8 protein-coding genes are annotated in these 8,689 nt (G+C 40.2%); all 8 read right to left on the reverse strand.

The window, feature by feature from the left end; all coding sequences use genetic code 11:
• Positions 1-48: 48 nt before the first annotated feature.
• Positions 49-858, reverse strand: coding sequence for an AraC family transcriptional regulator (locus PGP85_RS13440; RefSeq protein ID WP_270327978.1), 810 nt, complete (start codon positions 856-858; stop codon positions 49-51).
• Between the two features lie 282 nt (positions 859-1,140).
• The gene (locus PGP85_RS13445; RefSeq protein ID WP_270327980.1) at positions 1,141-1,539 is read right to left on the reverse strand and encodes a GNAT family N-acetyltransferase; all 399 of its coding nucleotides are present in this window, start codon (positions 1,537-1,539) and stop codon (positions 1,141-1,143) included.
• Between the two features lie 97 nt (positions 1,540-1,636).
• Positions 1,637-2,581 (reverse strand): riboflavin biosynthesis protein RibF, encoded by a 945-nt coding sequence (gene ribF / locus PGP85_RS13450; RefSeq protein ID WP_270327983.1) that lies wholly within the window; start codon positions 2,579-2,581, stop codon positions 1,637-1,639.
• 3 nt (positions 2,582-2,584) lie between these two features.
• Positions 2,585-3,508, reverse strand: coding sequence for a tRNA pseudouridine(55) synthase TruB (gene truB / locus PGP85_RS13455; protein ID WP_270327985.1), 924 nt, complete (start codon positions 3,506-3,508; stop codon positions 2,585-2,587).
• A 217-nt stretch (positions 3,509-3,725) separates the two neighbouring features.
• Positions 3,726-5,807 carry a cation:proton antiporter gene (locus PGP85_RS13460; RefSeq protein ID WP_010740324.1) on the reverse strand — a complete coding sequence of 694 codons (2,082 nt, stop codon included), beginning with the start codon at positions 5,805-5,807 and terminating at the stop codon, positions 3,726-3,728.
• A gap of 4 nt (positions 5,808-5,811) precedes the next feature.
• Positions 5,812-6,102 (reverse strand): hypothetical protein, encoded by a 291-nt coding sequence (locus PGP85_RS13465; RefSeq protein ID WP_010740325.1) that lies wholly within the window; start codon positions 6,100-6,102, stop codon positions 5,812-5,814.
• A 123-nt stretch (positions 6,103-6,225) separates the two neighbouring features.
• Entirely contained in the window at positions 6,226-6,573 is a 348-nt protein-coding gene (gene rbfA / locus PGP85_RS13470; protein ID WP_010740326.1) for a 30S ribosome-binding factor RbfA, read from the reverse strand.
• A gap of 28 nt (positions 6,574-6,601) precedes the next feature.
• The coding region (gene infB, locus PGP85_RS13475; protein ID WP_270327987.1) for a translation initiation factor IF-2 at positions 6,602-8,689 on the reverse strand (2,088 nt) is incomplete at its 5' end.

The raw sequence follows: 8,689 nt of genomic DNA on the forward strand, positions 1-8,689 counted from the left end.
ATGGACTTTCTTTTTTTCTACTCAAAAATTCTATTTACACAAAATATTTTACGCTATCCCGTGTCTTGGAAGCCATGTTTCAAAGAAGTAGTTATTGGCTTTATACAACGCATCCTCCACTAAATATTCAAAGTTTTCTGCCTCGAATGTACAGACATAAAAGGTCCCAGGTTCAATGTCGAATTGCGTAAAACCTTCCGATTTCTGATCATCAGAGCTTCCTCCAACAAAATATTGAACTTTTCCAGGCGTGGCATCTGTTGTAAAATAGTCAATTTCCAGCCCGTCTGTCAACAGGTTAGGAATCGTGTCTTTCTTTTCATGAAATTCATCCCATAACTCAATCAGAGCGTTGACCCCTACTTTATTCATCTCTCTAGCATCCACTTGTTTAGAAAATCCGGTGTAGTATTCAGTCTGCTCAAGCGCTTGCTGATTCACCTCAAGTACCATATCATCCACCATCAATGGCACACCTTCATCTACCAGCGTATAGTAAATTGATAAATCCGGCTTCAAAAAGTCTGTCAATAACAGATCATTTTTGCGATAAGTCTCCGGAGTGACACTATAGATTTCTTTGAAGGCCTTTGTAAAAGCCTCATGGCTATTAAACCCATATTCAATTGCGATATCGGCGATCCGTCTATTAGTTGATTTCAGCAATGGTTTTGCATTGGCCACTCTTCTCGCCTTAATGTATTCATTGACTGTTTTTCCAACTAAACGACTAAACAGTTTTTGAAAATAATACATGGATAGGAAAGAAACCTTGGCCAATTCTTCAATTGATAATTCTTCTTTGATGTTCTCTTCAACATAGTCTACTGATTTTTGAACAGCTTCCCAAGCGTGCATTTTACTCACTCCTTATTAAATAGACAGATTGGATAATCAATGTTCAACTTTGCAAATGACTTTATTTTAAAACGTTGAGTTGATTTCCTTTGTCTTAATAATAAAAGTTTAGCATATGAGTTACGAGCACGCTTTTTTACGCTAAAGGACAGCTGGTTGACGATTTTTTTACCGCCAATTTCTTTTGTTAATTGATCAGCTACGATGGCTGTGCTCAATCTGATCACTCCTCTCATTAACAGAATAGTGTCTCCTGTTAAGGGAGAGTCAACAACAGATTTTTTATTGCGGTTTTACAATAAAAATCATCCCTTCTTTTTGATACCCTTGTTTTTCATAATACGGATCAACATCGCTCATGACATAAACCGTTTGTTCCGGAAAGTCTTTACACGCTTGTTCCATCAGATAGCGGCCATATTTCTTTCCACGACAATCAGTATCCACTAGCAAATCATAAACATAGACTCCAAACCCATCGTCCTCTCGACAGCGAGCATAACCACATAATAGTTCCCCTTCAAAAAGTAAATAAGTCACAGAAGTCTCTAGCGCCTGTAAATATTTCTGTTTTCCATCGCCATAGCAATACCCTTCCCAATCCGCCTCCTTTTCCATCATTGTGAATAATTCATCCGCATCTGCTTTTTGATAACGTCGAATGCTCCATTTTTCTTCCATCCAAAAAACTCCTTTTTATTTAATGATAACAAAATCTGATGCCCATATTAGAAATGCGTAAAAAAAAGACACCCATTTCTGAATGTCTTACCAGTTGTTAACGATTGAAATAATCCCTTGTCGCTTGCTCATCCGCTTCGAGTTGCTTGATCAACCCTTCCACCGATTCAAATGCAACTTGTCCACGCAGCATATGATACCAGCGGACTTTGACCTTTTCACCATATATTTCTTGATTAAAGTCCAAAATATTGATCTCAACGGTCAGCATCCGATTAGGACCAAACGTATCATTGTGACCGATCGACCCCATCGCTGGATACCATGTATCACCAATCTTAATTTGATTGACGTATACGCCCTCTTTCGGCAAGTTCATATCTTCCGGTACTTGAATATTCGCCGTTGGATAACCTAATGTCCTTCCACGAGCCTCGCCATGAATCACAGTCCCGCTTACTTCGTACACATAACCTAATAAATGATTTGCTTCATCTAAACGACCCTCTGACAACAAACGTCGAATACGCGAGGAACTGATCTTTTCTTCTTCATGTTCCTCCGTCTTTTTAGCAACGATCACTACTTCAAAACGGTCATTGGCATATTTCGGCAGATTCTCTGCGTCAGCCGTTTGATCCTTACCAAAGTTATAATCGAAGCCGGAAACCGCCACTTTCGCATGTAGTCCAACGATATAGCGATCAACAAATTCTTGCGGTGCCAACGCGGCAAACGATGACGTAAAGGCCACCTCATATAAAATATCTACGCCCAGTTCAGCCATGCGTTCTTCTTTTTGCTTTAGAGTAGAAAGATATTTAATGGGTTTGCTCTGGACCTGTTGAAATACAACTGCCGGATGCTGATTGAAGGTCATCACAGCCAACTTCAAATTTTTTTCTTGAGCAATTTTTTTCCCAGTATTAATTACTTCTTGATGCCCTCGATGAACACCATCAAAAAAACCTAAAACTAATACACAGTCTCCTGCCGGAATATCTTCGGGTCTATAAGGATGACGTAGTTTTACAATTTCCATCTGTTATACCTCGTTTCGAATCACTTTACTTGGCTTCAAAAGCCAATTTTTTTCTGGATGCTGTCCATAAAGACTGACTAACTGATTTTGATAAAAAAAGGCGATCAAATCGGCAGGCATTTTTTTCAAACCAAAATCTTTCATTGGCAGGACCTGCCCATTTTTCACTTTTTGCCAATCAACATCGGTCAGGTCAATCCGCGGAAAATCTTTCATCGCTTCTTCAATTGGTTGTAAGGCTTGATCAATTTGATCCTTTTCCATCAACTCACTGACCTGTGCTAAGGTGACTGCCTGTCCGACAGAAAACCCGCCGCTGGCCAGTCTCGTTAAATCAGACATGTGAGCAGGATATCCTAGCTTTCCGCCAAGATCTACCGCTAAAGTCCGAACGTAAGTCCCTTTGCCGCAGGTTACTTGAAACCGCCAGCTTTGCGTTTTATTTTCTTCATTATAGATAGGCTCGGTCGTGCGTTTGAAACTTTCGATTAGCGCCTCACGTTCAGGTCGTTCGACTGTTTCACCTGCGCGGGCATATTCATATAAACGCTTGCCGTTTACTTTGACCGCTGAATACATCGGCGGAACTTGCTTAATCTTACCGATAAACGTTGCCATCATCTGATCAACTTCATCTTCTGATAAGGGCGAATCAACCATCTTGGTCTCTAAAACATCTCCACTACGATCTTCCGTGGTGGTAGAAAAACCTAAAGTAATTTCCCCTTCATAAATCTTCCCGCTATCCTGCAGATATTCGATTACTTTGGTTCCTTTTCCGATACAGATTGGCAACACCCCATCCACATCAGGATCCAACGTTCCTCCATGACCGACTTTTTTAGTTTGTAGAATTTTTCTTAACTTGAAGACACAGTCATGACTCGTCATGCCGCGCTCTTTCCATAACGGCAAGATACCGTCCATCGCTGTTTCCTCATTTCATTTTATAATCAACGCTCCCATTATAGCATAGCTGATCCGAGATTTGGCAAGCCAGCTTTTAGCTCATGAGCTTTTTAATCAGCTAAAAATAATGATGGCAATTTAGAACCTTGTTAATCGTAAAAAGCAAACTTGTCTCTCGCACTCTCAGAGAAAAGATCGTCACACAAAAAAAGAACCGCCATTTAAAATGACAGCTCTAATAATTCTTTTCCTTTGCTCGCTTCTTTTGTCTCTGCCGGTTGATCACAAACGAAATGCTTGGATCTGATGGCTGCCGCATAGCATATGATTCTAACTGATTCACTTGATGGCGATAATTATTCGCCGCAAAGTTAGTAATGTCTTCATCGACTTCGTATTTATCTATAATCTTTCTCTCTAGATAAAACCCGCGAATCAGCTCTTTGGCATAAAGTGGATCTTGTTGGATCAAATACGTTCCAAATAATCCATGCCCGCTAACCTGTTTCATCAGATTTTTACGCTCATCAACAAAGAAATCAATCAAGTCCGCATCATAAACATCTCGCAGGTTTTCCAAACTGTCCAATATTGCTTCACTGTTGCGTACAAAGATTTTTCTAAGTGACGAAATATCTTGATTATCAACCGTTTCTTTACGATTTTGCCGACGCTGCCAAAACATTTTCGGATGTAAGAGAACCCGAATGATGCGCCGTACAAAAATCAGCCAAAAACTAAGTAGTGACAACATCTGTTTTGTCACCGACTCAGATACATTTGAAATAAACCGCGAGTACAATCGATACGCACCCGAATCAATTTGGTGACGTCTGAAACTTTCATCCAACCCATCTCGCTCAACCGAAATAATCAACGCTTGGATTTCTTGAAATTCCTGTTGGGCACTTTCAGGCATTGAATTATTGAAGACCAGCTGGATCCGACCTTGATAATTTGCGATGACTGCTAACATCGCAAAGCGTTCTTTTTCACTGAGATCCTTATTTTCCAGATCGTCGTATAGTTCACTGATTACTTCCCGTAAAATCAACATCAATTTTGGATCGGTTGGCGGCACAACTTCCCCTTCAGATAAGATGGGCAATAAAACCATACCGATGATTAGTGTTAGAAACGTCACACAGGCGGTAATGAACAGCAGCAGCGATCGTTCAGGAAATTCAATCCCATTGATCGTCGTTGGCAAAATAAAAATCGTGGCAATACTGACCGTCCCTTTGACTCCGCCAAAGGTTAATAATAATCGATCCCTTAATTGTGCATGACTCTTCTTCCAGCCCTGCGTCACTATATAAAAACCACTGACAAACAAGAATCGTAAAACAAATAGTAATGCTGTCAGCAATAAGACAATTCCCAAAAGATGGACATTTGAATAGTTCCGGCTATTCCAAACTGGTGAAAAGACTTGAGACAACTCAATCCCCAAGAAAACAAATACCAGCGCGTTCAACATGAAACTGATCGTACTCCAGGAACTCTCTGTCACATTCGATAATTGCGCCTCAAACAGATTGACGCGACGGAACCCAGTTGCCTGCAGCACACCGGTAACAACCGCTGCAATGATCCCGGACGCATGAAATAATTCGGCAATAAAATAAGCCACAAATGGCAAAATTAGTTCGATCAATAAATAGGCGGATACATCTTGAGCGGAAATCCGTTCAATAATTTTTATGATTTCATTTTTCACCCAAATGATTGCTAATCCAACCAATACACCGACAATACTGGATTCCAGCAAGGAGATCGACGCATCAGCGGCCGAAAATTGACCAGTCAACAAAGCCGCAACAGCAAACTGAAAGGCCGTTACGCCTGTAGCATCGTTGATTAATCCCTCGCCTTCTAAAACATGCATCACTGATTCAGGAATATTCAAGCGTTTTGCCAGCGAACTTACCGCAACAGCATCGGTTGGCCCTAATGAAGCTCCGAAAGCTAAACAAGCAGCGATCGGGATCGCCGGCAAAATACTATGTAAAACAAATCCTAGTCCAAATAACGTAAAAATGACACCGCCAAAGGCTAGTAGCAGGATCAACCCGAAATGCTTCAAAATTGATGGGATATCCGCTGTCTCTCCCTCACGAAACAACAAGGGAGCAATAATCATTACTAGAAAAACTTCGGGCTCAAAATTAATTGAACTACCTACTTCGGTCAATCCAAGAATAATCCCTATGATAATTTGGATCATAAAGATAGGAAAGGATGGAAAAACTTTTGCTAAAACATTTGATAAGGTAATGGAAATGGCTAAAATGATGATAATCTCAATTAGACCCACTCAATCACCTCTTGGAGCAATTCTCTTTTGCCTTAAATAATAATTTTAAGAACTCTCTTTTCTTACTAATTATGCGATCTTCCAAATCAGACAGTTCTTTCGATTCACCATCTAACGAAAGTTGTGCACGTTTGGTTTCCATACGTAACAAGTCATGCTTCATTCGTTCCAATTTACGAGAAGTTAAGACATTGATTCTTTTTATTTTTTGTTTAACGGCTTTACGTTCTTCAGGGCTCAAATTATCAAATTCTTTATGGAGCTCCTTCATCCGTTCTTCAAATTCAGTTGTCATTTTAGACTTTGCCTCCTTGAAAAATATCCAGCAAAAGGATTACTTACAAACTGCATACACTTTAACAGGATTTGTTAAATAATGCAAAAAAGAACCCGAAAAATTTTTCGGATTCTAACAAACTTATTCTTTATTTAAATCACGAATCATTTGATCAATCTTAGAACCATATTCAACGGATTCATCTAGTTCAAAAAACAATTCTGGTGTCTTATAAATCGACAAAGCATGGCCCAATTCACGACGAACCAAGCCGCTTGCTTTGTTCAATCCTTCTTGTGCTTTTTGCTTGTCTGAAGCCTTATCAGACAACAGGCTGTAATAAATCGTCGCTTGCTGCAAGTCGCCAGTGACATGAATATCAGTGATATTCACATCCTGGACCCGCGGATCACGAACCTTTTTACGTAAGATGTCATTGACCTCTTTTAAAATTTCTTGAGCGAGACGACGATCGCGATAATTTGGCATAGCGACTGCCTCCTTTATTGTTTAAAAATTATTTGGGTTTGATTTCTTCCATAATGAAGCCTTCAATCACATCATCAACTTTAAGATCGTTGAAGTTTTCAATCATAGCTCCACATTCAAAGCCCATTTTGACTTCTTTAACATCATCTTTGAAACGTTTCAAGCTGGCAAGTTTTCCTTCGAGGATGACAATGCCATCACGAATGATTCGAACTCCGCTATCACGTTGAATTGAACCTTCATTAACGTAACAGCCGGCAATCGTACCAACTTTAGAAACTTTATACGTTTCACGAACGGTCATTTGACCAGTAATTTTTTCTTCGTATTCAGGATCAAGCATACCCTTCATCGCTGTTTCGATTTCTTCGATAGCCTTATAAATAATTCGATGTAAACGAATATCTACTGTTTCAGCCGTTGCTTGTTGTTTTGCTTGCGGCGTAGGACGAACGTTGAATCCAATAATGATCGCATTACTTGCTGCTGCTAGAGTAACGTCACTTTCATTAATTGCACCTACTGCTGAATGGACGATCTTCACACGTACACCTTCAACATCAATTTTCTTCAATGAAGCAGCCAATGCTTCAGCAGAACCTTGTACGTCCGCTTTAATAATGACATTAACTTCCTTCAATTCACCCTCTTTAAGGGATTCGAATAGATTATCCAATGTCACACGCGCACTAGAACTACGGTGTTCAAGCAATGCACGTTTCGCACGTTCTTCACCTGCTGCACGAGCTGTCTTTTCATCATCAAAGATAGCAAAACGATCGCCTGCTCGAGGAACATCGTTCAATCCAGTAATTTCAACTGGTGTTGCCGGTCCAGCAGTTTTTTCACGACGACCAATATCGTTTGTCATAACTCGAACACGACCATAAGTGTTCCCAACAACGATTGGATCTCCGACTTTCATCGTTCCTTGTTGAACTAATAAAGTTGCAACTGGTCCTTTACCCTTATCTAAACGAGCTTCGATAACAGTTCCGATTCCATGTTGTGTTGGATCAGCTTTCAAATCTTCTACTTCCGCAACTAAAAGAATCATTTCCAATAGTTCGTCAATATTTTGGTTAAACTTAGCAGAAATTTCAACGAAGATTGTGTCGCCGCCCCATGCTTCAGGGATCAGTTCATATTCACTTAGCTCTTGCATCACGTGTTGTGGATTAGCACCTGGTTTATCAATTTTATTCACTGCAACGATGATAGGTACTTTCGCCGCTTTTGCATGGTTGATCGCTTCAATCGTTTGAGGCATTACACCATCATCAGCTGCAACAACTAAGATTGTAATATCTGTGATACTAGCTCCACGAGCACGCATACTTGTAAAGGCCGCGTGTCCTGGTGTATCTAAGAAAGTAATCGGTTTGCCGTTAATATCGATTTGGTACGCACCAATATGTTGGGTAATCCCACCTGCTTCTCCGCTTGTTACACGAGAATGACGCAGAGTATCTAGTAAAGTAGTTTTACCATGGTCAACGTGTCCCATAATTGTAACAACTGGCGGACGAGAAACTAAGTTTTCTTCATTAGATTCTTCTGCATCAAAGAAACGGTCAATATCAGCAATATCGATTGTGACTTTTTCTTGAGGTTCAATCCCATAGTCCGTAGCCAGCAATTCAATCGTATCTTTATCCAATGGTTGGTTTTGGTTGACCATGACACCCATCATGAATAATTTTTTGATGATTTCAGCTGGTTCGCGGTGAATCTTCTTCGCGATATCTGCTACATTCATACCTTCTGTGTATTCCAGTACTTCTGGCAGTTCACGGAATTTACGCGGTGGTACAGCAGGTTTTTGGCTTTGTTGATACTTGCCTTTTTTACCTTTTTTATTGAATCTGTTTTTATTGCGATTTTGGTTACCACCAAAACTATTGTTACGGTTTTGGTTACCATAATTACTGCGATTTTGATTGCCGCCTTGGGTTGTGCCACCTTGGGTATTTGAACGTTGGCCTTGGTTTTGACGTTGTGCGTTGTTTGCACTACCTTGTGTGTTTGAACGTTGCCCTTGGTTTTGACGCTGCGTATTATTCGCATTGCCTTGTGTATTTGAACGTTGCCCTTGGTTTTGACGCTGCGTATTATT

It is taken from the genome of Enterococcus malodoratus, from assembly GCF_027659535.1.
GTDB classification, from domain to species: Bacteria; Bacillota; Bacilli; order Lactobacillales; family Enterococcaceae; genus Enterococcus_A; species Enterococcus_A malodoratus.

Coding starts and splice junctions, on each gene's coding strand:
- ribF (WP_270327983.1), bottom strand. CDS start 2,581: ATGGAAATTGTAAAACTACGTCATCCTTATAGACCCGAAGATATTCCG.
- PGP85_RS13440 (WP_270327978.1), bottom strand. CDS start 858: ATGCACGCTTGGGAAGCTGTTCAAAAATCAGTAGACTATGTTGAAGAG.
- PGP85_RS13465 (WP_010740325.1), bottom strand. CDS start 6,102: ATGACAACTGAATTTGAAGAACGGATGAAGGAGCTCCATAAAGAATTT.
- rbfA (WP_010740326.1), bottom strand. CDS start 6,573: ATGCCAAATTATCGCGATCGTCGTCTCGCTCAAGAAATTTTAAAAGAG.
- truB (WP_270327985.1), bottom strand. CDS start 3,508: ATGGACGGTATCTTGCCGTTATGGAAAGAGCGCGGCATGACGAGTCAT.
- PGP85_RS13445 (WP_270327980.1), bottom strand. CDS start 1,539: ATGGAAGAAAAATGGAGCATTCGACGTTATCAAAAAGCAGATGCGGAT.